The organism is Amycolatopsis sp. cmx-4-61 (assembly GCF_046548775.1).
Classification (GTDB): Bacteria; Actinomycetota; Actinomycetes; order Mycobacteriales; family Pseudonocardiaceae; genus Amycolatopsis.
In genome coordinates, this window is the sequence record NZ_JAEBEI010000013.1 from 134,630 (window position 1) to 155,780 (window position 21,151).

The following is a 21,151-nucleotide window of genomic DNA, read 5'->3' on the forward strand; positions in this document are numbered from 1 at the left end:
GGGCTCGGGTCCTCCGCCAGGGACACGGGCCCGGTTCCGCGTTTCCGGGACCCAGCCCGTCATCTAGCCCGTCACCGAGGCGTACAGCTTCGCGATGTCGTCGTCGAAATAGGCGCTGTAGGAAACGTCCGGGGTGTCGCCGCCGAGCTGGTAACCGCCGATCACGCCGATGACCGCGCCGTCGGTCACCCACGGCCCGCCGCTCGTCCCGTCCGGGAAACCGGGGCACGCCACGCGCAGTTGATAGGGGCCGGATTGCGTGGTGTTCCCGTCGCACACCACCGGGGAATCGGCCGTGTCGGGGTAGCCCGTGAGGGTGATCCGGTGCTCGAACCCGCGATTCGTGCCGAGCACGTTCGCGCCGGTGCGGCTTTCCAGCGACGCCGTGCTTCCGGCCTGCCGGACGGTCAGGAACGCGAAATCGAGATCCGGGTCCGCCGAAGACTTCCAGCCGTCGGCGACGGCCACCGAGGTCACCGTCCACGTCCCGAACGGCGAGACGCCGTCGTGGTAGCCGGGGACGAAGCTCATGCCGTCCTTGACGCAGTGCGCGGCGGTCAGCACGAGGTCGCCCGCGGCGGAGTGCACGACGCTCGCCGAGCAGTAGTGGCTCCCGCCCGCGAACAACGCCCCGACCGCGGACGCGGCGGAGGGTGCCGGAGGGGCCGCGACAGCCGAAGCAGCGGGTGCGGGCGCCGCGGTGGTGACCGGAGCGGCCGCGGCGGCCGAAGCAGCGGGTGCGGGCGCCGCGGTGGTGACCGGAGCGGCCGCGGCGGCCGAAGCAGCGGGGGCGGGTGCCGCGGTGGTGATCGGGGCCGGCGTGCCCGCGGCGTAGGCGTCGTCGGCGGTCGTGCCGGTGCCGAGGACCAGCCCGGTCCCCATGACCAGCAGCGCCGCCGCGGTCGTCAGCGCGGTGCGGGGAAACTTGATCGCCACCACTCCAGATCACCACAGCGGCGCCGGATCCGCAGTGTGCGGAGCCCGATGCACAGCGCTCTCATAGTGACTTCACAGCGCCGCACAGCACCCGGCGCCACGCGGCCGGTTCACCGGGGCGGCGTGAGACCCCGGCGGTGCGCCCAGGCGGCCACTTCGGTCCGGTTCGCCAGCCCGAGCTTGGCCAGCACGCTGCGGACGTGGCTTTCCACCGTGCGCTCCGACAGCACCAGCCGGTGGGCGATCTGCCGGTTGCTCAGCGCGCCGGCCACCAGCGTCGCGATCTCCCGCTCCCGGCCGGTCAGCGGGTCGGCTTCGGTCCGCACGCGCTCGAGCAGCGCGGTGGCGTCCCGCAGCCGGCCGGGCATGCCGAGCCGCCGGGCCTCGTCGGCGGCCTGCCGGGCCAGGGTTTCCGCGCGCGGAAACTCGCTGAGCGCCGCCAGTTCGACCGCCAGGCGAAGGCGTTGTGGACGACGTAGGGGCGGGCGCCGAGCCGGGTGTCCCAGGCGATCGCCGCCTCGAACAGCGGCACGGCCTCGGTGTGCCGGCCGAGGAGCGCGGCCAGCCGGCCCGCCCAGCTGCTGGAGCAGTCGCTGCAGAAGGTGCCCGCGCCGCTCGAGCCGACCGGCGGCGCACCCGCCAGCCGCGTGGCGAGCCAGTCCGCGGTTTCGCGGTCCTCGAACGCTTCCAGCAGCGGCAGGAGGTTCGGCCCGATCCCCGGGGCCTGCCCGATGAAGTCGGGGTCGCGCAACCGGGGACGCAGGGCGTCGTACTCGGCCCGTGCCTGCTCGCGGCGCCCGGTGACCAGGGCGCACAGCGGCCGGGAGATGACCGTGATGGGCAGCGGCGGGGCGCTCGCCAGCAGTTCGTCGTAGCCGCCGGGCAGCTCGGCCGGGTCGCCGACCACGTCCGCCAGCTGCTGCGCGAAGGCGAACGACATCCCGGCCGCGGACCGGTCCTCGGCCAGCTCCGCCTCGGCGAGCTCCAATGCGAGCCGGTTCTGCGTGCGGGCCTCGGTGAACGCGCCGCGGTAGGCCGCGACCGAGGCCCGCAGCCGCAGTTCGTGCCAGCGGACGAGCGGCAGCCGGGTCGTCGCGGCCAGCGCCGAGATCGCGGCCAGTTCGGCGTCGACGACGGGCACGGTGCCGACCTCGAACGCCGCGTCCAGCCGCCACTTGTGCCCCCACAGCGCCACCAGTGGCCGTCCCGTGCCACCGAGGGCGACGGCGAGCGCGCCGAGCCGCAGCCGCTCGGTCAGGGGCAGCTCGAACGGCCGGATCTTCATCCGGGCGCGGACGGCGTCGAGCAGCGCCTCCTGGTCGCCGGAGCGTTCGGCCAGCGCCAGCGCTTCGTCGGCGGCTTCGACGGCCTCGGTCGCGCGCCCGTAGTCGGCGGTCACGGCCGCCGACTGGGCCAGGAGTTTCGCGCGCACCGCCGGGTCGGCGTCCGGGCCGGTGGCCGCCAGCGCCGACGCCGTGAGCCCGGCCATCTCCGGCAGCAGGTCGGGTGCCGAGGTGTCCCGGACGACGAGCGCCGCGGCCGCCACGAGCGCCGGGTCCGACGTCAGCTCCGCGGCTTCGCGTGCGTGGCCGAGGCTGCGCGCGAACCGCCCGGCCCGGTACTCCGCGGTCGCGAGGTCGACGAGCAGGGGAGCCAGCCCGTCGCGGGTGCCCGCGCGGCGGCGGCAGTCGAGCGCGAGGCCCAGGAAGCGGGCCGCTTCGGTGAAGGCGAGGGAGCGGGTGGCGTCCCGCGCCGCCGTTTCGGCCCAGTCCGCCGCCCGGGCGAGGGCCTCGGGCGTCGCCGCGGCCCGCAGCCAGTGCCCGGCCACCACCCCCGGCTCGGCCCGGTGCTCCAGCGCGGCCGCCGTCCGGGCGTGCAGCTCTTCGCGGACGCCTTGGTCGAGGTCCGCGTGGATCCCGTCGCGCACGACGGCGTGGGCGAACCGCCGGAAGCCGGCGACGGCGGGCCGCAGGACCCCGGCGCGCACCGCCCGGTCGAGCGCCGCGACGACGTCGTCGAGCGGCTGTGCGGCCACTTCGGCGACGACGTGCGCGTCGACCTCCTCGCCGAGGACGGAGGCGATCGCCAGCAGCTCCCGCGCTCCGGCGTCCAGCCCGGCGACGGTGGTGCGGACGAGGTGCCGCAGCTCGGCTTCGCCGCCGGCGGTCGCCGAGGACCGGGCGACCGCCTTGAGGTAGAGCGGGTTCCCGCCCGAGCGCCGCAGCGCGTCCGCGGCGTCGGCGTCCGCCCGGCCCACCTCGGCCAGGTAGGCGCGGACGTCCGGCTCGGTCAGCGGGTCCAGGCGCAGGCTTTCCGTCCCCGGACGGGCCAGCAGCTCGGGCAGGGCCTCGAACAGCGGGCCCGCCACGCCGGTGTCCCGGTAGGTCGCGACGACGGCGAGCCGCGACCGGCGGATCTCCCCGGCCAGGTGCCGCAGTAGCCGCAGGGACGCCTCGTCGGCCCAGTGCACGTCCTCGAGGACGACGACGAGCCCGGCCGGCGCGGCCGCCGCGACGAGCGCGTCCGCGGCCACCGCCACGAACCGGAACCGGGCCGCGACGAGGTCGGCCCCGTCGAGCCCGGTGCCGTCGTCGAGGTCGGCGAGGGCGCGGCCGACCTCGGCACCGGCTTCCGGCAGCGCGCGGAGCACCCGCCGCCACGGCCACAGCGGCGGGGCGCCCGGGTCGTCGACGCAGCGGCCCCAGACCGCGGCCGGGCCGGCGACCGCCTCGGCCAGGCGGGTCTTGCCGATTCCCGCCGGGCCGCCGACGAGCACCAGCGCGCCGGTGCCGCCGTCCGCCGCCGCGAGCCACCCGCGCAGGCCGGCCACGGCACCGGCCCGCCCGACGAACGGTTCGCTGCGCGCCACCCGAGCAGTATCCCCTCCGCGTCCGGTTTCCGCGTCGGTCTCCGTACTGGCACTGATGTCCGGGACCGTGTCGGCGGCGAAAGTGGCTCCCAACGTACTGACCAGCGAAAAGGAGCACGTCATGCACGCCGCGATCCACCGGTTCCGGAGTCCCCTGGGGACTCACGACCTCGGGGCGGGCGCCCTCGGCGCCGCGACGCTCACCCAGCTCGGCGGCCAGGCCGGCGCCGTCGTCACCTTCTGGCCGGACGCCCCGGCCGCGGAGGCGGCCGCGGCCCGGCGCCCCGCCGGGACCACCTGGCTCGACACCGGCGGCTACCGGGTCGCCGACGTGCATTCGGCGTCCGACGCGGCCGCCTACGCCCAGATCACCTGGTTCGACGGGCCGCGCGGCGCCGAGCAGTCGGCGGCCGAGCAGCGCGCGGGCCGCGAACGCATCTGGCCCGCCGTGCGGGGCATCGACGGCGTCGGCACGACGTACGCCCTCCTCGCCGAAGACCGGTCGCTGGTCGTCGTGGCGTTCACCGCGTCGCTGGCGACGGTGGAAGCCGTCCAGGAGGCGATCATGGGCACCGAGCTGCTGCCCGGCGAGGACCCGGCGCTGCTGCCCGGCCCGGACCGGGTCGACCTGCACCGCGTGGCGCACGCGGCCCTGCCGGCACCGGCGGGTGCGCGATGAGCCCGCACACCGTCCCCGCGCTGCGCGCCGGGACGTGGACCGTCCGCAGTGGACGGACGACGGCGAGCTTCGGGATCCGCAACTTCGGCGTCAACCGGGTGCGCGGCACGATCCCGGTCCGCACGGGCGCGGTCGAGGTCCGCGACGGCGCGGTCACCGCCGTCCGGGCCGTGCTGGACCTCCGCGGCCTGGACACGCGGCACGAGCGCCGCGACGCGGACCTGCGCAAGCCGAAGCTGCTGGACAGCGGCGCCCGCCCGGAGATGACGTTCGCGGCCGACGACGTCCGGCGGCGGGACACGGGCTGGGAGGTGCCCGGCGAGCTGCGCCTGCGCGGGACTTCGTGCCCGCTGACGCTGCTGGTCGAGCCGGTCACCGGCACCCGGGTGCGGGCGACGGCGAGGCTGGACCGGGCGCCGCTCGGCATCCGGGCGCCGCGGCTGCTGGTCGGCCGGTACGTGTGGATCGTCGTGGAGGCGGAGTTCGAGCCGCCCTGCTGAGGAGGCCGCCGCCCCGGCGGCTCAGCCCGCGGCGGACGCGAACGCGGCGACCGTTTCCACGGCCTCGCGGGTCTCCCGGACGTTGTGGGCGCGGAACACCGCGGCACCCGCGTGCGCCGCGATGGCCGTCGCCGCCAGGGTGCCCGCCAGGCGGTCGTGGGCTTCGACGGCCAGTGTCTCGCCGATGAGGTCCTTGTTCGACAGCGCGACCAGCACCGGCCAGCCGGTCGCCACCAGCCGGTCGAAGTGGCGCAGCAGCTGCAGGCCGTGGCGGGTGCTCTTGCCGAAGTCGAACGTCGGGTCGATGAGCACGCCGCCGCGTGGCACCCCCGCGGCGACCGTCCGCTCGGCCGCCGCCGTCAGCTCGGCGACCACGTCCGCGACGACGTCGTCGTAGCGGGGCCAGAACGGCCGCTCCGGGGTCGGCGCCGGGTACGGGTCGGTGCGCAGCGGCATGCCCCCGACGTGCGAGCACACGTACCCCGCGCCGAACTCCGCGGCCACCTCGACCAGCTTCGGGTCGGCGCCGGCCCAGGTGTCGTTGAGCAGGTCGGCGCCCGCCTGGCAGACCTGGCGGCCGACCTCGTGGCGCCAGGTGTCGACGCTGATGACCAGCCCCGGGTGGCGGCGGCGCACCTCGGCGACGAACGGCACCACCCGCCGGCTCTCCTCGTCGACGCCGACCTCGGGGCCCTCGCCCGCCTTCACCCCGCCGATGTCGACGATGTCGGCGCCCGCGGCGACGGCGCGGTCCACCGCGGCGAGGGCCGCGGTGTCGGCGAAGGTCGCGCCCTTGTCGTAGAACGAGTCGGGCGTGCGGTTCACGATGGCCATGACCAGGGCGCGGTCGCCGGGCATGCGACGGCCCCGGAAGACCACCTCCGGCCGGTGTGACGTCATGCGCCCAACCCTGCCAGGTCACGGCCCGGTCCGGAACGCCGCGTCCGCGCCCCGGGCCGGTTATCCTCGGGCACGAACCGATCAGGGGGGCGAAGATGAGCGAGGAACCGGCCCGCGGCGACGCCGAAGCGATGGTCGCGGAGGCCAAGAAGGCGCTGTGGGTGATGGTCGGCCTGCTGGCCGTGCTGTGGGTGGTCCAGCTGGTCAACGCCCCGAGCGGCTACGACCTGAGCCGCGAGTTCGGCATCGAGGCGCGCGACCCGGCGTCGCTGCCGGAGATCCTCAGCTCGCCCTTCCTGCACTACAGCTGGGGTCACATCGAAGGCAACTCCGGGCCGCTGTTCGTGTTCGGGTTCCTCGCCGCCTACCGCGGGGTGAAGAAGTGGCTCGGGGTCAGCCTGCTGATCATCGTCGCCAGCGGGCTGGGCGTCTGGTTCATCTCGCCGTCGAACTCGGTCACGGTCGGCGCCAGCGGCCTGGTGTTCGGCTACTTCGGCTACATCATGGTGCGCGGGCTGTTCGACCGGCACCTGATCGACATCGTCATCGGGCTGGTGATGGCGTTGTGCTTCGCCTACCAGTTCACGTCGCTGCTGCCGACCCAGGAAGGGGTCAGCTGGCAGGGCCACCTGTTCGGCTTCGCCGGCGGCATCATCGGCGGCTGGCTGTTCCGCGACCGCCGTCCCCGGGCGGTCGCCGCGCCCGACCCCGCGACCGCCCTGCTGCCGAAGGACCCCGGTTAGCGGGTACGTCCACTTCGGACGGACCAGCTGCTGCCGTTATCCGTCTACTGTGGACCGAGTCGCCAGAGCGAGATGACTTCCGCGGCCCTGTCCCGCACCCGTCGCACCCGCGGTGGGCGAGAACGGCCGCCAGCACACCCGTCCCGGTGCCGATGTCGAACGCCAGGTCCATGCCCGGCAACGGCGCTTCCGTGACCAGCTCGACCGGGAAAGCAGTCGCGCCCGGCGGGCCTGGTCCGCGCGGTAACGGGGGTAGTCGCCCGGCGGAGGCGACGGGATCCGCCGGTCGACGGCGCCGAGCAGACGGCGGGCGGCCGGGTAGTCGCCGCACCAGAGCAGGGCGACGCCGTCGGACATCGTGCGAAGGGCGGCGTCGGCCGACAGGCGGTTCCGTTCTTGCTGCGGGCACGTCGAGGAACCCGCGAAGGGTGCGGGGGGTGCGAATGACCGGAGCGGCAGCTAGCTCAGGACCGCAGCGTGAACGGGAGTCACCCCGTCGACGCTAGCGGTCGACCGCGGGCCATGGCGTACAAAGGACGAAGAGGTGATGCCGGATGACGCCCTCGGTGGTGCGGCACGAGAAGCGGCGCCGATGGGCGGTCGTCGCCGTCGTGGCCGCGGTGCTCGTTTCCGCGCCCTCGGTCGTCGCCGCGCTCGCGCCGGCCGGGGCCGCGGCCGACCCGGAACGGCTGCGGGCCCTCGTCCTGGACTCCGCCGGACGGCCGTACCAGGGTTACGCCGAAAGCGTCGGCTCGCTCGCCCTGCCGGAGCTGCCGAACCTCGCCGCCGTCACCGCGCTCTTCTCCATGCGGACGCCGATGCGCGCCTGGTACGCCGGGCCCGACCGCTACCGCGTCGACATCCTCGGCACCGCCGGCGAGCACGACGTCTACCGCCTCCCCGACGGCGAGTACACCTGGGATTACGGCGACAACGCGCTGACCGAGCTGATCGGCGAGCCCGGCCTGCGGCTGCCGCGGGCCGGAGACCTGCTGCCGCCCGAGCTCGCGCGGCGGGTCCTGCGCGCGGCCGGCGGCGACGCGGTGAGTGGGCTGCCGGGCCGGAACGTCGCCGGGGTCGCCGCGTCCGGCCTGCGGCTCGTCCCCGCCGATCCGGACACGACCATCGGGCGCGTCGACGTCTGGGCCGATCCGGCGACCGGCGTCGCGGTCCGCGTCGAGGTGACCGCCCGCGGGCAGGAAGCGCCGATCCTGGTCACCGGGTTCCAGCAGCTCGACCAGACGACACCGGTCGTCGAGGCCCCGCGGCCGGTGCTCGGGTCCGGGTTCGGCGTGACGAGCGCACCGGACGTCGCCGACACGCTCGGCGCGTTCGGCCAGGTCCCGCTGCCGTCGTCGCTGGCCGGGCGGCCGGTCGTGTCGTCGAACTTCGGCGGCGTGCAGGGCGCGGCCCTCTACGGCCGCGGGCTGGCGGCCTTCGCCGTGATCGCCGTGCCGCGGACCGTGGCCAACGCGGCGGGCGACGCCGCCGGGAAGGCCGGTGCGGTGCAGGTCAAGCTGGCCGCGGGCAGCGTCGTGCAGCTGTCGATCACGCCGCTGTCACTGGGCATCGTGCGGTCTTCGGTGTCCCGGCGCTCCTACCTGCTGGCGGGGACGGTGACGCCCGCCGTCCTGAAGTCCGTGGCCGACGAGCTGTCCCGGCTGCGCCGGAGCGGCCCGTGATCGTCACGCGCGCGCTGACCAAGCGCTACGGCCGCACGGTGGCCGTCGACGGAGTCGACCTCGACGTCCGCGAGGGCGACCGCTACGGCTTCCTGGGCCCCAACGGCTCGGGCAAGACCACGCTCGTCCGGATGCTGCTCGGCCTGGTCTACGCGACGGCCGGGGAGATCGAGGTGCTCGGGAAGCCGGTGCCGAAGCGGGTCGCCGAGGTGCTGCCGGACGTCGGCGCGCTCGTCGAGGGCCCGGCCGCCTACCCGCACCTGTCCGGGCGCCGGAACCTGGCGCTGCTCGACGCCGCCGGCCGCGGCGGTGGCCGTCGCACGCGACGCCGTCGTGTCGGCGAAGCGCTCGAACAGGTCGGCCTGGGCGGTGTCGACCAGCGGCCGGTGAAGGCGTACTCGCTCGGGATGCGGCAACGGCTCGGGCTCGCCGGCGCCCTGCTGCGGCGGCCGCGGCTGCTGATCCTCGACGAACCGACCAACGGGCTGGACCCGCAGGGCATCAAGGAGATCCGGGAGCTGCTGGTGGCGCTGAACGCGGGCGGCACCACGGTGTTCCTCTCCAGTCACCTGCTGGCCGAGGTGGAACAGCTGTGCACGCGCGTCGGCGTCGTCGACCGCGGCCGGCTGGTGCTGGAGGAGGACCTGGCCACGCTGCGGGCGGCCACCGGCCGGGTCCTGGTGGGCACGCCGGACCCGGCCGAGGCGGCCGCCGTCCTCGACGGGCAGCTCGAAGCCCGTGACGGCGACCGGCTGGTCATCCGGCACGGCGACCCGGCGGCGCTGAACGCGCTGCTCGTCGAGGCGGGGGTGCGCGTGACGTCGATCCAGGCCGAACAGCGGACGCTGGAACAGGTCGTCCTCGACGTGACGGGTCCGGGGTCGGACCGGTTCGGGGCGGCGCGGTGATCGGCGTCGAACTGCGGAAGCTCGCGCTGCGGCCCCGGGTCTGGTTCAGCGTGCTGCTGCTGTGCCTGCTGCCCGCGATCGTCGGCGTCTTCCTGGCCACGGCCGACTTCGCGCCGCCGCCGGGGCAGGGCGGGGCGTTCCTCTCGGCGGTCGTCAACGACGGCGCGCTGTACCCGGCCGCCGCGCTCGCGCTGGTGCTGCCGCTGTTCCTGCCGATCGCGGTCGCCGTGGCCGCGGGTGACGCGATCGCGGGGGAGGCGGCCACCGGCACGCTGCGCTACCTGCTGGTGCGGCCGGTCGGCCGGACGCGGTTGCTGGGCGCGAAGATGGTGGCACTGGCCGTGTACGTCACCGCGGCGATCGTCATCGTCGTGCTGACGTCGCTGGTGCTCGGGGTGATCCTGTTCGGCACCGGCGGCAGCCCCGGCGTGGCCGGGCCGGGCGGGCAGCCGACCGGCGTGACGTCGTTGTCGGGGCAGTCGCTCAGTTCCTCCGCGCTGGGCCTGCGGCTGCTGGGTGCGGTGTCCTACATCGTCGTGTCGATGCTGGGGTTCGCCGCGATCACCGTGTTCCTCTCGACGGTGTCCGACTCGGCGCTGGGGGCCGCGCTGGGCGGGCTGGCCGTGCTCATCACCAGCACGGTGCTGGAGACCCTGGACGCGGCCGCCTCCGTGCGGCCCTACCTGCCGACGCACTACTGGCTGTCCTGGATCGACTTCTTCCGCGATCCGGTGCTGTGGCACAACATCGACCACGGGCTGCTGCTGCAGGCCGGCTACATCGTCGTGTTCTTCGGGGCCGCGTGGGCGAACTTCGCGACGAAGGACGTCACGAGCTGAGGCACTCCGCGGGCGCTTCGAGCGGGGTGGTGCCGAGGGCCTGCAGCACGATCTCGGTGACGGCGGGGTCGGTGGGCAGGTCGCCGTGGCCGGCCGGGTTGCCGGGGCAGACCTGCTGGAGGGAGACGTTGACGGCGCCGTCGAGGCGGGCGGAGTCCGGCGGGGTCACGGTCTCGTCGTGGTCGGTCCACAGCGACAGCCACGGCAGGCCCGGCGGGAGCGGCTGCTTGGCGAGCTCCTGCAGGAGGCTGCTGCCCGGCGCGAGCTGGACGCAGGCGGTGGGACAGCCGCCCGGCACCAGGGCGCCGCCCGCCGTCGCGAGGCCGGTGCCGTGCATCGGCGCGCCGAGCGTCACGACCCGGCGGGCCTGGTGGTCGCCGCCCTCGCGGTCGACCCACAGCCGGGCCACGACCCCGCCCGCGGAGTACCCGACGACGTCGACCGAAGGCGCGCCCTGTTCGTAGGCCTTCTCGACGGCTTCGGCGAGGACGGCGGCCTGCTCGACGAGGTCGCCGGTGCCGTCGCCGGCCAGTGCGACGACTTCGGCGGGCCGGCCGGTGGCCTGCCGGATCCGCTCGGCAAGGGTGTCCAGTGCGTCCCGGCCACCGCCGTAACCGGGCACGAGCAGGACGGGACCGGGCCTGTTCTGGTCCGGCGTCCCGGCGTCGGGCGCGGCTTTCGCCCCGGCGGAGGCGATCACGGTGACCACGACGACCGCGGCGGCGACGGCGGCGACGCCGCTCAGCATCAGCCGCCGCCGCGGGCTGAGCCCGCCCCACCAAGCCGTGATCCGCACCCCTCCATGATGCCCCGCCGGCGGGGCATCACCCGTGACTGGAGAGTCATCACGCGTGACTGGAGAGTCATCACGCGTGACTGGAGAGTCATCACGCGTGATTGCAGGGTCATCACGCGTGACTGGAGAGTCATCACGCGTGATTGCAGGGTCATCACGCGTGACTGGAGAGTCAACACGCGTTATGCCTCGTTGCGCGCGCGGGTCAGCCGGCGCCGTAGCAGACGTAACCGGAGGCTGCGGGGGAGTCCGGGAGCTCGGAACGGGCGCGGGCCAGTGCGGCGGCCGGGGTGAGGCCCGAGGCCAGGTGGCGGTGGTGGCGGAGCATCAGGGCGCGTCCGGCGTCGTCGGGGATCGGGAGGACCGTGGCCACCAGGCTCGTCGTGCCCAGGGCCAGCAGGGCCGAAGCCAGGCCGAGCAGCTCGTCGCCCGCGTGGATCGCCGAGCGGCCCGAGTCGCAGCCCGACAGCACCACCTGACGCGGCGGGCGGGCCAGCCGTTCGAGGTCGTACACCGTCAGCGGGCCGTCGGCGAGCCGCAGCGCCGAAAACAGCGGGTTGTCCGTGCGGAACTCCCCGTGCGCCGCGATGTGGCCGAGCGCGGCGCCGTCGAGCGCGGCGAGCACCGGCTCGACCCGGGCCGTGCGGCCGGTGAACCGCCGGGCGCCCGGGTAGCGGCGGGCGAGCGCGGCGGCTTCCGCGGCGGCGTGCGGCAGTCCGGGACCGGCCACGACGACGTGGTCGCCGCCGGAGCACCGCGGTGCGGTCGCCGCGCGGTGCCACAGCGCCGCCGACGGCGCCAGCGACACCGGCCGCCCGTGGCAGTTCGGCAGCGCCGGCCACGGCAGTTCGTGCAGCCGCCCGGTCGGCACGAGCACCAGCGGGCCGTCGCCCAGGGCCAGCGGGCCCAGCAGGAGATCGTCGAGCCGGCGGGCCGTCCGCGCGGCGAGGGCGGCGAAGGAACCGAGGCCGAACGCCGTCCGCCGCAGGGCGAACCGCAGTTCCTCCAGGCGGTCCGCGGCTTCGGCCGCCGAGCCGAGCTCGCAGCGCCGCAGCCGGCCGCCGGCGAGGACGAGCGCCGTCAGCCGCCCGTCGAGTTCGAGGTACTCCACCAGGGTCGCCGGGCCCAGCGCCGCGGCGAGCTCGGCGCGGGAGGGGATCGTCGTGTCCGAAGTGGACACTCCGGGAGCGTGCCGGGCGCGGTCGCGCACCGCCTTCTCGAGCCGGGCTTGCCGGCGCAGCAGGGCCGGCGTCTGCCCGGTGCCTTCGGCGAGGTCGACGGCGGTCTGGCGGAGGGCGGCGAGGTCCGCGGCCAGTCCTTCGTCGTCCGGCGGCCGGGCGGGCCGCAGCCGCAACGCGCCGGCGTGCCGGTGCTCCGCCCAGCGCAGCACGGCTTCCGGGTGGCCCGCTTCGACGGCGAGCCGCAGCCCCAGCCCGGTCAGCTCGCTCGCGTGGCCGGACGCGTGGGCGCGCAGTTCGCTCGCGCCCAGGCCGGCCCGGAACCGGCCGACCACCCGGACCCCGGCGCGCACCGCGGCGGCGGCTCCCCGGCGGTCGCCGTGGACCAGCCGCAGCAACGCCGTCGCGTGCCAGGCGCGGGCCCGCAGCTCGGCCGGGCCGCCGCGCCCGGCCCGGCCGACGACCGTCAGCTCCGCCTCCGCGAGCGCCGGACGTCCCAGCTCCAGCGCCAGTGACGCGACGATCAGCCGCGCGTCCAGCGCCGGGACCACCCAGCCCGCGGCGGTCAGCGCCGCCACCGTGCGCTGCCCGGACCGGAGCATCGCCGTCGTCCGGAGCCCGCTGTCACGGCGGGCCCGCAGGGCCAGGTAGCCGCCGAGCGCGGCCCAGCCCGGCCGGTGCTGCCGGGCCGCGGACCGCCGGGCCGCGGAGGCTTCGCGCCACGCCGTTTCCGGGTCGGCGTCGAGCAGCGCGACCTTGGCCAGCAGCAGCCGCGCCTGGACGAGGTCGACGGCGTTGCGTCGCCGTTCGTAGTCCGCGACGGCGGCTGTCGCGGCTTCGCGGGCTTCGGCGATCAGCCGGACGGAAAGGAGCGTTTCGGCGCGTTCGATCGGCAGCAGCCCCGGGTCGGTGCCGGCCGCTTCGTAGCGCGAAGCGGCTTCGTCGTAAGCGGTGAGCGCGGCCGGGATGTCGCCCCGGACGGTGGCGGCGAGCCCGCGGTTCTGCCACACCATCGCCGTGCGGCCGAGGTGGCCGGTCTCGGCGAACCCGCGCTCGGCCCGGCGCAGGTCGTCCTCGGCGCCCCGCCAGTCGCCCAGCCGGGCGAGCACGATGCTGCGGTTGGTGCGGATGGTGGCTTCGATCAAGGCGTCCCCGCCCGCCGCGCGCAGGGCGTCCAGCGCGGCCGCGAACTCCGCGGCGGCGTCACCGAACCGGCTGATTTCGGTGAGCACGACGGCCCGCTGCATGCGCAGCCGCGCCGCCGCCGTCCCGGTCAGCTCCGGCCGCGCGCGGTCCAGCTCCCGCAGCGCCTCGGCGGTGCGCCCGGTGAGCGTCAGCACGTAGCCGAGCACCCCGCGGGTCTGGGCGGCCCGCTGGCGCAGCCCGGCGCCGTCGGCCAGCCGGACCGCGGCCCGGAGCCGGGTTTCGGCGTCGGCGAGCCGGCCCGTGGACACCCCGGCGAGGCCGAGGGCGTGCTCGGCGACCGCGGCGGCCTCGGCGTGGCCGCCGGCTTCCGCGAGCGCGGCCCCGGCGAGCGCCCGCGCCTCGGCGGGCGCGGTGAAGGCGAGGTCCGCCGCGGCGACGGCCTTGGCGAGGGCGCCGGTCGTCACCGCTTGTGCCCGGTCCGGGAGGTGTGTATTTCCTGGATTGGTCCGCCGATCGGGTTGCCGACCCGGTCACCCATGACCGGTCCCGGAGGGGGACACATGACCCGATACCGCCACCGAGCCGGCGAACTGCTGGTCCATGCCGACGATTGTGCCGCGCTCGCTGCCGGGCTGGCAGGGTTCGGCTACCACCCGGCCGGGGACACCGGTGGGGTGCGCCGCTTCACCGGCACCCGCCCGGTCCCGGACGTGCTCGCCGCGCTGGGCCGCCGGGGCGCGGGCCCGCACCTCCTGTTCGGCCTCGACCGCATCATCTGGGGCGACCTGCGCCCGAGACCCACGACCGACCACCTGACCCCGGTGCCGGCGGGCGACATCCGGCACTGGGCCGGGGTGATCGACACCGGGATCGTGCTCCGGGAGCGCCGCCCGCACGAGTTCCTCGGCGAACGCGTCCACTACGACCCGGAGGACACGGTCCGGGTCGTCCGCGGCGAAGACGGGAACCCCGCCGGTTCCGCCGGGCACGGGACGTTCGTCGCGGGAGTGGTGCTGAAGCAGGCCGGGCCGGACGTGGGCGTCCGGATGAAGGGCGTCGTCGACGAGCAGAGCGGCGACGCGGAAGACCTCGCGGTGGCGAACGCGCTCGACGACCTGCGCGAGGAGGGCGTCACGCTGATCAACCTGTCGTTCTCGGGCCAGACCTTCGAGGACACGCCGCCGAAGGCGATCGAGGCCGCGCTGCGGCGGCTTTCCCCGGACACCGTCGTGGTCGCCTCCGCGGGGAACCGGGGGATGCGGCAGCGGGTCTACCCGGCCGGGATCAAGCTGGCGCCCACGGTCCCCGGCCAGGTCGACGACAAGCACGCGCTGGTGCTGCCGGTCGGCTCGGCCGACTCCTCGCGCACGCCCCGCGTCGCCGACTTCAGCAACTTCGGCCCGTGGATCGCGGCCTACGCCGACGGGGTCGACGTGGTCGGCCCGTACTTCCACCCGGGCTACCCGGTGCAGCCGCCGGAGGAAGAACCGAAGTTCAACGGCTACGCGGTCTGGAGCGGCACCTCGTTCTCGGCCGCGATCGTCACCGGCCGGATCGCCGCGGTGATGGCGACCGGCAGGAGCGCCCGGGACGCGGCCGGCGAAGTGCTCGAGGCCGCCGGCCGGATCACCGTGTCCGACGTGAACGGCAACAGCGAAGTGCCGCACGTCCAGGGGAACTAGAGACTCGCCCAGCCGGTGGTGACCGCCGTGCCGTCCGCGGCGGTCACCGTCACCCGGGTCGCGCCCCGGGGCAGGCCCTTCGCCGTGAACCAGCCTTCCGCGCCGATCGGGCTCGTGCGGCGCTCGCCCGCCACCTCGATCACCGCCTCGCCGGTCGCGCCGGTGATCAGGCCGCGCAGCGAGACCCGGCCGCCGGCGTACTCCACCTGCAGCTCCACCGACACCCGCGCCGACTCGAACGACAGCAACCGGACGTCGTCGCCCTCGGCGCGGACCGTGCCCGCCGCCGCCAGGTCCGAATCGAAGGTCAGGTCCGCGAGCTCGGCGTCGAGGTCGCGGGTGGTCAGCGCCGCGCGGGCCTGGCGGAGCACGAGGTCCGGCACCGGGTCCGCCCGCTCCGCGGCCGCGCGCAGGATGTCCATGAGCTCGTCGTCGGCGGTCATGCCCGGTCCTCCGTCCCGAGGCCGGCCTGGCCGGCCCGCTCGCGCAGCCGGCCGAGACAGCGTTGCCGGGTCGGGCCGATGCTGCCGACCGGCATGTCCAGGGCGTCCGCCACCTCCGCGTACGACGGCGGGGGCGTCGCCATGAGCACCCGCAGCAACCGGCGGCACTGGTCCGGCAGCTTCTCCAGGGCCCGCCAGAGCGCGGCGTCGCGCTCGCCGAGCAGCAGGGCCGCGTCGACGGCCGGGCCGGGCGCCGGCTCGCTCTGCCAGACCTGCTCGTCGGCCGGCCGCTCCCGGTCGGTGCGGCGCAGCTGGCGCAGGCACTCGTGCCGGGCGGTGGTGGCCAGCCAGCCGGGCAGCCGCTCCGGCTCCTTGATCCGCCCGAGGTTCTCGACGAGCTTCAGCCACGTCGTCTGGACGACGTCGGCCGCGTCGGCGTCGGACAGCCGGTGGGCGCGGGCGACCGACCAGAGCAGGCTGGCGTACCGGTCGACCAGGGCGTCCCAGGCCGCCTGGTCGCCGCGCGCGGCCGCCTCCAGCAGGGTCGTGGTGTCCACTTCACCTCCGCTTGACCCGCTCAGCCTAGCCAAGAGCAGCCCTTCGGACCCGTACGCCATCGGGGGACTCCTTCGCGTCTTCCCCCCGCTCAGCCGATCCGGTGAGAGCGCGGGAAATACCTGAACCGGGCCGGTGGCGCCCGTCGTGTGCCCGGTGGGCGTGGTGGAGACGGGGTGAGCCGGTCATGCGGATGCGGGTGCTGCTCGTCGTGCCGGTGCTCGTGGCGGGACTGGTCGCTCACGGGCAGCCGGTGGTGGAGGTGCGGGGGCGGGCGGTGCCGGTGCCGTCGAGCACCCGTGCGCCGGGGTGCGCGTTGCTCGGGGACACGCCGGTGGCGCCGGTCGCCGGACGCCGCTGGGCGGCCACGACGGCGGCCAGCACGACGGCGGCGCCCAGCAGCTGCCACGCCGTCAGCCGCTGACCGAGGACGAGCCAGCCGAGCAGGGTGGCGACCACCGGGCTCAGCAGCCCGAGGAACGTCACCTGCGTGGCGGACAGGGCGCGGATCCCGCGGAACCACAGGGCGTACGCGAACGCGGCGCCGACCAGCGCGAGGTAGGCGTAACCCGCGAGGTTCGCGCCGGACAGCGACGCGGGCGGCGCGCCTTCGATGGCCAGCGCGACCGGCACGAGCACCAGCCCGCCCGCGACGAGCTGCCAGCCGGTCGTCGCCAGCAGGGGAGCGGGCGACATCCAGCGCTTGCTCAGCACGACGCCGGTGGCCATCACGACCGCACCGCCCGCCGCGGCGGCGACGCCGATCGCGTCGAGTCGCGCGGAGGACTGCAGGACCAGCAGGCTGACGCCGGCGACCCCCGCGACGCCCGCGAGCACGGTCCGCCGGGTCAGGCGTTCGCCGAGCAGACCGGTGGACAGGCCCGCGACCAGCAGCGGCTGCAGGGCGCCGAGGGTGGCGGCGACCCCGCCGGGCAGCCGGTAGGCGGCGACGAACAGCAGGGCGAGGAACGCGCCGATGTTCAGCGTCCCGAGCACGAGCGACCGCCACCACCACTCTCCCTGCGGCAGCCGCCGGGTGAGCGCGACCAGCAGCAGCCCGGCGGGCAGCGCCCGGATGACCGCGGCGAGCAGCGGCCGGTCCGGCGGCAGGAACTCGGTGGTGACGAGGTAGGTGGTGCCCCAGATGGCCGGGGCGAGGGCGGTGAGGAGCAGCTGTTTGTTTAGCACTAAGGCAGATTACCTCAGCGCTAAGGTAACTGGCTACGCGTTCACTTACCGCTAAGGCAGCGGCTACGCTGGGGCGATGGCCGACCACGTGGACCGGGTGCTCGCCCAGTGGCACGCCGAGCGCCCCGACCTCGACGTGTCCCCGATGGCGGTGATCGGCCGGCTGTCCCGGCTGAGCGCCCTGGTCGACGCGGAACTGCGCCGCACCTTCGCCCGCCACGGGCTCGACCGTGCGACGTTCGACGTCCTGGCGACCTTGCGCCGCAGCGGGCCGCCGTACCGGCTGACCCCGACGGAGCTGATGCGCTCGGCCATGGTGACGTCCGGGGCGATCACCCAGCGGCTGGACAAGATGGAGGCGCGGGGCCTGGTCGAGCGCACGCCGAACGAGGCGGACGGCCGCGGGGTGCGGGTGCGGCTGACCGAGGCGGGCGGGGACCTGATCGACCGGGCGCTGCCCGAGCACGTCGAGACCGAGCACCGGATCCTGGCGGCACTGGACGCGGGGGAGCGGGCGGAACTGGCCGCGACGCTGCGAACGCTCCTGGAGAGCCTGGGCGGCGCCGGTTCCTGAAGCGCCCCAATGTGGCCTTCGGTGCGTAAGACGCACCGAAGGCCGCCTTGGGTGCGTGAGACGCAACCAAGGCCGCCTTGGGGCGCTTGGGACGGGGCGGGCTAGGAGATCTGACGGACCGGTTCGCTGTCCAGGAGGGAATCGAGGTCGATGCGGCCGCCCGCGGCGGCCAGGACCGCGTCGATCGCCAGGTCGACGTCGAGCTTGCGGCCGTGCTGGTCCGCGTACGCGCGCATCAGGTTGCCGATGTGCCGCTCCGGGTTGCGCCACGACGGCCACCGCAGGGACGCCTGCTTCGCCAGCTTCGCGAAGTTGGACTGGCGCACCGTCGCCTCCAGCAGCCACTCCAGGTAGACGCGCATCGCGTGGAACGCCGTGTGCGCGGGCGTCGCCACCGGGCCGTGGCCGGGGACCAGGGTGCGGGGGCGGAACGTGTCCTGGAGCCAGTCGAGCGCGTCGAGCCAGCCGGGGATCGAGCCGTGCACGGTGATCGGGGTGTCGCCGATGTACACCAGGTCGCCGGTGAACAGCGTGCCCGACCGCGGCTCGTGCACCACCAGGTCGCCGGCCGTGTGCGCGACGCCCGGCACCGCCACGACGTCGATCGTCGCGCCGCCCAGGTCGAGTTCGTGCCAGCCGGGCACCGGGCGGACCGCCTCCGGCTGCGGCGGCTCCAGCGCGCCCCAGCGCGTGCAGGTGAAGACGTTGCCGTACGTCTGCGGCCCGGCCTTGACCAGGTCGAGGCTGCCCGGGGCGGCCAGCGCGGTGCCGCCGTCGCGCAGGGCGACGCCGACGCCGTTGTGGTGCTCGCCGTGCGCGTGCGTGATCACGACCGTCAGTTCCTGCTCTCCCGCGTACTTGCGGACGTCGCGCAGCAGTTCCAGGGTCGCCTGCTCGGTGCCGCAGGTGTCGACCAGCGCGACGCCTTCGGTGCCCTGGATCCAGCCGCTGTTCGCGACGAACCACTCGGCCGGGCTCTTCACGTACGCCACGACTCCGGGCCGCGCGTGCCGGAGCGGGACGATGTTCGATCTGACGGCCGGCATGCTTTCCTCCCCTGGACGGACGCTGCGGTTAACGACGGTGACCGGGACAGGTTGCGGGGATTCCCGCGGAATGTTTCCGCCCATTTCGGTCGGCTGACCGGTCGAGAATTTCTCGGATTCTCTGCGCCCGAAGGTCTTGACAGTCGATCACGACCGTCCATACTGGTATATACCTTTATGGGAGGGTCCGGGAGAAAAATCCAGGGGGACTTCGCGCTCGTGGGCCGACGGAAGGTCTGAGGGGTCCGTCCGTCGGCCGCGCGAAGGCCCGGTCACCGGCCGTGTTGACACAGATACTGGTACGAACCAGTATGACTTCTGCCGGCCGGGAGGAGAACCATGACGGGGGTGCATCTCCGCATCGACAACCGGCTGGTCCACGGGCAGGTCACCGTCGCGTGGACCCGCCGCCTCGGCGTGCGCCGGCTGGTCGTCTGCAACGACGACGTCGCCGCCGACGACCTCCAGCGGGTGCTGCTCCCGCAGGCCGCCCGCGGGCTGCCCACGGACGTGCTGTCGGTCGAAGCCACGCTGGCCGCGGAAGCCGGAGCGGACGTGATGATCATCGCCAAGGACCCCGGGGACGCCTTCCGCCTCGTCGAGGGCGGGCTCCGGCCCGAGGTCGTCAACGTCGGCAACGTCGCGCCCCGGCCGGGCGCGGCGTACACGATGGTCACCCGCTCGGTGGCGGTCACCGCCGACGAGGCCGACGCCTACCGCAAGCTCGCCGCCGCGGGCGTCCCGCTGGTCACGCAGCTGCTGCCGCAGGACAAGCCCGCCGATTTCGTCCCGTTGCTCGACCGGAAAGGGCTCTAGCTCCAGCATGCTCGTCGCGTTGGCCCTGACCCTGTGGGCGATCTACTGCACCTACGACGGGCTCGGCCCGTTCCTGATCTACGCCCAGCGCCCGCTCATCGCCGGCTCGGTCGCCGGGCTGATCGTCGGGCACCCGCTGCTCGGCCTGCTCGTCGGCGCCACGCTGGAGCTGGCCGCCCTCGGCGTCTACACCTACGGCGGCGCGACGATCCCGGACTACCAGACCGGCGCGATCGTCGGCACCGCGCTGGCCGCGGGCGCCGCCGGGGACGCGGCCGCGCAGGCCGCGATCGGCATCGGCGTCGGGCTGCCGGCGGCCATCCTGCTTTCGGCGCTGGACCCGGTCGGCAAGATGGTCACCACCGCGCTGGTGCACCGGGCCGACGGCTACGCCGCCGACGGCAACGCGCGCGGCCTGGCGATGATCCACTGGGTCAGCCTCGTCCCGTGGGTGGCGGTGCGCGCGATCCCGACGTTCCTCGCCGCGCTCGCCGCGTCCGGCGGCCTGGTCAAGGACATCACCGCGAGCATCCCGGCCGGGTTCGTCCACGGCATGACGCTGGCCGGCTCGCTGCTGCCGGCGGTCGGCTTCGCGCTGCTGCTCGGCATGATGGAGCTGTCGCGGTACTGGTACCTGCTGCTCATCGGGTTCGTCGGGTTCGCCTACCTGCACCTGCCGGTGCTGGGCATCGCGCTGATCGGCGTCGCGGTCGCGATGCTGTTCGTGACGCTCAAGCGCGACGAACCGGTGCTCGCCGTCCCCGAGGCGGCCGCCGAGGAGTCCGCTGTGGACTCCGTTGTGGACCCCGTTGTTGACTCGATTGTGGACTCCAGGCTCACCCGGCAGGACCTGCGCCGGGTGTTCCGCCGGTACTTCTGGTCGAGCCAGATCTCCTGGAACTACGAGCGGATGCAGGCGCTCGGGTTCGCGTACTCGATCGAGCCGGTGCTGCGCCGGCTCTACCCCGAGAAGACCGACTACGTCGCCGGCCTGCAGCGGCACCTGCAGTTCTTCAACACCTCGGTGCTCGTCGGCGGCCCGCTGATCCTCGGGTCCAGCGTCGCCCTGGAAGAAGCCGGGACGCCGAAGTCGGCGGCGAGCACCAAGGTCGCGCTGATGGGGCCGATGGCCGGCATCGGCGACACCGTCGTCTTCGCGCTCTACAACAGCATCGTCTTCACCATGGGTGCTTCGTGGGCGCTGCAGGGCAACTGGCTCGGCCCGGCGTTCGCCGCCGTCATGGTGCTCGTGCCGTACGCGCTGGTGCGGCGCTGGCAGTTCTCCTTCGCCTACCGCGAGGGCAAGCGGCTGGCCGGCCACCTCGCCGCCGGGGCGCTCGCCCGCGTCGCCCAGGGGGCGACCGTGCTCGGGTTCGTCGTGCTCGGCGGGTTCATCCCGTCGATCGTCAAGGTCGTCACCACGCTGACCTACCGGCAGACCACCACGGTCCAGGGGCAGCCGGTGACGCAGTCGGTGGCGATCCAGGACCGGCTCGACGAGCTGCTGCCGTTCCTGCTCCCGGTGCTCGTCACCGCCGGGGTGTACCTGCTGACGGTCAAGGCGCGGCTGCGGCCGGTCTGGGTCATCGGCATCGTCGTCGTGGCCGGGGTCGTCCTGGGGTGGCTCGGCTGGTTCGCGCCATCGGCCCCGGCGAAGAGTTAGGAGTCCGC

20 protein-coding genes are annotated in these 21,151 nt (G+C 74.9%); 10 read left to right on the top strand and 10 right to left on the bottom strand.

Annotated elements, in window-relative coordinates:
• Nucleotides 1-63 precede the first annotated feature (63 nt).
• The 3 genes from ACLJOU_RS30890 to ACLJOU_RS30900 all read right to left on the bottom strand — a co-directional run bounded on the left by ACLJOU_RS30890 (nucleotide 64) and on the right by ACLJOU_RS30900 (nucleotide 3,805).
• Nucleotides 64-939 carry a trypsin-like serine peptidase gene (locus ACLJOU_RS30890; protein ID WP_410572229.1) on the bottom strand — a complete coding sequence of 292 codons (876 nt, stop codon included), beginning with the start codon at nucleotides 937-939 and terminating at the stop codon, nucleotides 64-66.
• Between the two features lie 107 nt (nucleotides 940-1,046).
• Nucleotides 1,047-1,262, bottom strand: coding sequence for a response regulator transcription factor (locus ACLJOU_RS30895; protein ID WP_410572231.1), 216 nt, complete (start codon nucleotides 1,260-1,262; stop codon nucleotides 1,047-1,049).
• Nucleotides 1,238-3,805 (bottom strand): ATP-binding protein, encoded by a 2,568-nt coding sequence (locus ACLJOU_RS30900; protein ID WP_410572233.1) that lies wholly within the window; start codon nucleotides 3,803-3,805, stop codon nucleotides 1,238-1,240. The genes ACLJOU_RS30895 and ACLJOU_RS30900 overlap by 25 nt, the downstream gene beginning before the upstream one ends.
• A gap of 121 nt (nucleotides 3,806-3,926) precedes the next feature.
• On the opposite strand from ACLJOU_RS30900, the gene ACLJOU_RS30905 reads away from it, so the two are divergent.
• Both ACLJOU_RS30905 and ACLJOU_RS30910 read left to right on the top strand, forming a co-directional pair.
• Entirely contained in the window at nucleotides 3,927-4,484 is a 558-nt protein-coding gene (locus tag ACLJOU_RS30905) for a hypothetical protein (protein ID WP_410572235.1), read from the top strand.
• Nucleotides 4,481-4,984: a YceI family protein gene (locus ACLJOU_RS30910; RefSeq protein WP_410572237.1), complete on the top strand. Its 504-nt coding sequence runs from the start codon at nucleotides 4,481-4,483 to the stop codon at nucleotides 4,982-4,984. The genes ACLJOU_RS30905 and ACLJOU_RS30910 overlap by 4 nt, the downstream gene beginning before the upstream one ends.
• Before the next feature lie 21 nt (nucleotides 4,985-5,005).
• On the opposite strand, the gene folP is transcribed toward ACLJOU_RS30910, so the two are convergent.
• Nucleotides 5,006-5,884, bottom strand: coding sequence for a dihydropteroate synthase (gene folP / locus ACLJOU_RS30915; protein ID WP_410572239.1), 879 nt, complete (start codon nucleotides 5,882-5,884; stop codon nucleotides 5,006-5,008).
• 95 nt (nucleotides 5,885-5,979) lie between these two features.
• Here folP and ACLJOU_RS30920 point away from each other — a divergent pair, with 95 nt between their 5' ends.
• The 4 genes from ACLJOU_RS30920 (at nucleotide 5,980) to ACLJOU_RS30935 (ending at nucleotide 10,056) form a co-directional block, all read left to right on the top strand.
• Nucleotides 5,980-6,627, top strand: a complete 648-nt coding sequence (locus ACLJOU_RS30920) for a rhomboid family intramembrane serine protease (protein ID WP_410572240.1) — start codon at nucleotides 5,980-5,982, stop codon at nucleotides 6,625-6,627.
• A 554-nt stretch (nucleotides 6,628-7,181) separates the two neighbouring features.
• Nucleotides 7,182-8,309: a hypothetical protein gene (locus ACLJOU_RS30925; RefSeq protein WP_410572241.1), complete on the top strand. Its 1,128-nt coding sequence runs from the start codon at nucleotides 7,182-7,184 to the stop codon at nucleotides 8,307-8,309.
• A complete protein-coding gene (locus tag ACLJOU_RS30930; protein ID WP_410572242.1) occupies nucleotides 8,306-9,217 on the top strand; it encodes an ABC transporter ATP-binding protein in 912 nt (303 codons plus the stop codon). Before ACLJOU_RS30925 ends, ACLJOU_RS30930 begins: the two co-directional genes overlap by 4 nt.
• Nucleotides 9,214-10,056 carry an ABC transporter permease gene (locus ACLJOU_RS30935; RefSeq protein ID WP_410572243.1) on the top strand — a complete coding sequence of 281 codons (843 nt, stop codon included), beginning with the start codon at nucleotides 9,214-9,216 and terminating at the stop codon, nucleotides 10,054-10,056. The genes ACLJOU_RS30930 and ACLJOU_RS30935 overlap by 4 nt, the downstream gene beginning before the upstream one ends.
• Here the strand turns inward: ACLJOU_RS30935 and ACLJOU_RS30940 are convergent.
• Both ACLJOU_RS30940 and ACLJOU_RS30945 read right to left on the bottom strand, forming a co-directional pair.
• On the bottom strand, nucleotides 10,046-10,852 hold the full coding sequence (locus ACLJOU_RS30940; protein ID WP_410572245.1) for a lipase family alpha/beta hydrolase: 807 nt from the start codon (nucleotides 10,850-10,852) through the stop codon (nucleotides 10,046-10,048). The two genes, ACLJOU_RS30935 and ACLJOU_RS30940, sit on opposite strands and share 11 nt — an antisense overlap.
• 205 nt (nucleotides 10,853-11,057) lie before the next feature.
• Entirely contained in the window at nucleotides 11,058-13,640 is a 2,583-nt protein-coding gene (locus ACLJOU_RS30945; RefSeq protein ID WP_410572247.1) for a CHAT domain-containing protein, read from the bottom strand.
• Nucleotides 13,641-13,736: 96 nt separating this feature from the next.
• Between ACLJOU_RS30945 and ACLJOU_RS30950 the strand changes: the two genes are divergently transcribed.
• The gene (locus tag ACLJOU_RS30950) at nucleotides 13,737-14,858 is read left to right on the top strand and encodes a S8 family peptidase (RefSeq protein WP_410572249.1); all 1,122 of its coding nucleotides are present in this window, start codon (nucleotides 13,737-13,739) and stop codon (nucleotides 14,856-14,858) included.
• On the opposite strand, the gene ACLJOU_RS30955 is transcribed toward ACLJOU_RS30950, so the two are convergent.
• From ACLJOU_RS30955 to ACLJOU_RS30965, 3 genes are all read right to left on the bottom strand, one after another.
• Complete coding sequence (locus ACLJOU_RS30955; protein WP_410572250.1) at nucleotides 14,855-15,301, bottom strand: hypothetical protein; 447 nt, start codon at nucleotides 15,299-15,301, stop codon at nucleotides 14,855-14,857. The genes ACLJOU_RS30950 and ACLJOU_RS30955 overlap by 4 nt on opposite strands.
• Entirely contained in the window at nucleotides 15,298-15,858 is a 561-nt protein-coding gene (locus ACLJOU_RS30960; RefSeq protein ID WP_410572252.1) for an RNA polymerase sigma factor, read from the bottom strand. Before ACLJOU_RS30960 ends, ACLJOU_RS30955 begins: the two co-directional genes overlap by 4 nt.
• Before the next feature lie 238 nt (nucleotides 15,859-16,096).
• A complete protein-coding gene (locus ACLJOU_RS30965) occupies nucleotides 16,097-17,044 on the bottom strand; it encodes an EamA family transporter (protein ID WP_410572253.1) in 948 nt (315 codons plus the stop codon).
• Nucleotides 17,045-17,120: 76 nt separating this feature from the next.
• Here ACLJOU_RS30965 and ACLJOU_RS30970 point away from each other — a divergent pair, with 76 nt between their 5' ends.
• A complete protein-coding gene (locus ACLJOU_RS30970; RefSeq protein ID WP_410572255.1) occupies nucleotides 17,121-17,618 on the top strand; it encodes a MarR family winged helix-turn-helix transcriptional regulator in 498 nt (165 codons plus the stop codon).
• A gap of 101 nt (nucleotides 17,619-17,719) precedes the next feature.
• Here the strand turns inward: ACLJOU_RS30970 and ACLJOU_RS30975 are convergent, their stop codons facing one another.
• The gene (locus tag ACLJOU_RS30975; protein ID WP_410572256.1) at nucleotides 17,720-18,664 is read right to left on the bottom strand and encodes an MBL fold metallo-hydrolase; all 945 of its coding nucleotides are present in this window, start codon (nucleotides 18,662-18,664) and stop codon (nucleotides 17,720-17,722) included.
• A gap of 339 nt (nucleotides 18,665-19,003) precedes the next feature.
• Here ACLJOU_RS30975 and ACLJOU_RS30980 point away from each other — a divergent pair, with 339 nt between their 5' ends.
• Together ACLJOU_RS30980 and ACLJOU_RS30985 are read left to right on the top strand one after the other, a co-directional pair.
• Nucleotides 19,004-19,480: a PTS system mannose/fructose/N-acetylgalactosamine-transporter subunit IIB gene (locus ACLJOU_RS30980; protein ID WP_410572258.1), complete on the top strand. Its 477-nt coding sequence runs from the start codon at nucleotides 19,004-19,006 to the stop codon at nucleotides 19,478-19,480.
• A 19-nt stretch (nucleotides 19,481-19,499) separates the two neighbouring features.
• Nucleotides 19,500-21,143: a PTS system mannose/fructose/sorbose family transporter subunit IID gene (locus tag ACLJOU_RS30985; protein WP_410572259.1), complete on the top strand. Its 1,644-nt coding sequence runs from the start codon at nucleotides 19,500-19,502 to the stop codon at nucleotides 21,141-21,143.
• Nucleotides 21,144-21,151 lie beyond the last annotated feature (8 nt).

Excerpts from the sequence above, each read along its gene's own strand:
- ACLJOU_RS30905 (WP_410572235.1), top strand. The coding sequence starts at position 3,927 with ATGCACGCCGCGATCCACCGGTTCCGGAGTCCCCTGGGGACTCACGAC.
- ACLJOU_RS30950 (WP_410572249.1), top strand. The coding sequence starts at position 13,737 with ATGACCCGATACCGCCACCGAGCCGGCGAACTGCTGGTCCATGCCGAC.
- ACLJOU_RS30910 (WP_410572237.1), top strand. The coding sequence starts at position 4,481 with ATGAGCCCGCACACCGTCCCCGCGCTGCGCGCCGGGACGTGGACCGTC.
- ACLJOU_RS30925 (WP_410572241.1), top strand. The coding sequence starts at position 7,182 with ATGACGCCCTCGGTGGTGCGGCACGAGAAGCGGCGCCGATGGGCGGTC.
- ACLJOU_RS30975 (WP_410572256.1), bottom strand. The coding sequence starts at position 18,664 with ATGCCGGCCGTCAGATCGAACATCGTCCCGCTCCGGCACGCGCGGCCC.
- folP (WP_410572239.1), bottom strand. The coding sequence starts at position 5,884 with ATGACGTCACACCGGCCGGAGGTGGTCTTCCGGGGCCGTCGCATGCCC.
- ACLJOU_RS30920 (WP_410572240.1), top strand. The coding sequence starts at position 5,980 with ATGAGCGAGGAACCGGCCCGCGGCGACGCCGAAGCGATGGTCGCGGAG.
- ACLJOU_RS30980 (WP_410572258.1), top strand. The coding sequence starts at position 19,004 with ATGACGGGGGTGCATCTCCGCATCGACAACCGGCTGGTCCACGGGCAG.
- ACLJOU_RS30955 (WP_410572250.1), bottom strand. The coding sequence starts at position 15,301 with ATGACCGCCGACGACGAGCTCATGGACATCCTGCGCGCGGCCGCGGAG.
- ACLJOU_RS30970 (WP_410572255.1), top strand. The coding sequence starts at position 17,121 with ATGGCCGACCACGTGGACCGGGTGCTCGCCCAGTGGCACGCCGAGCGC.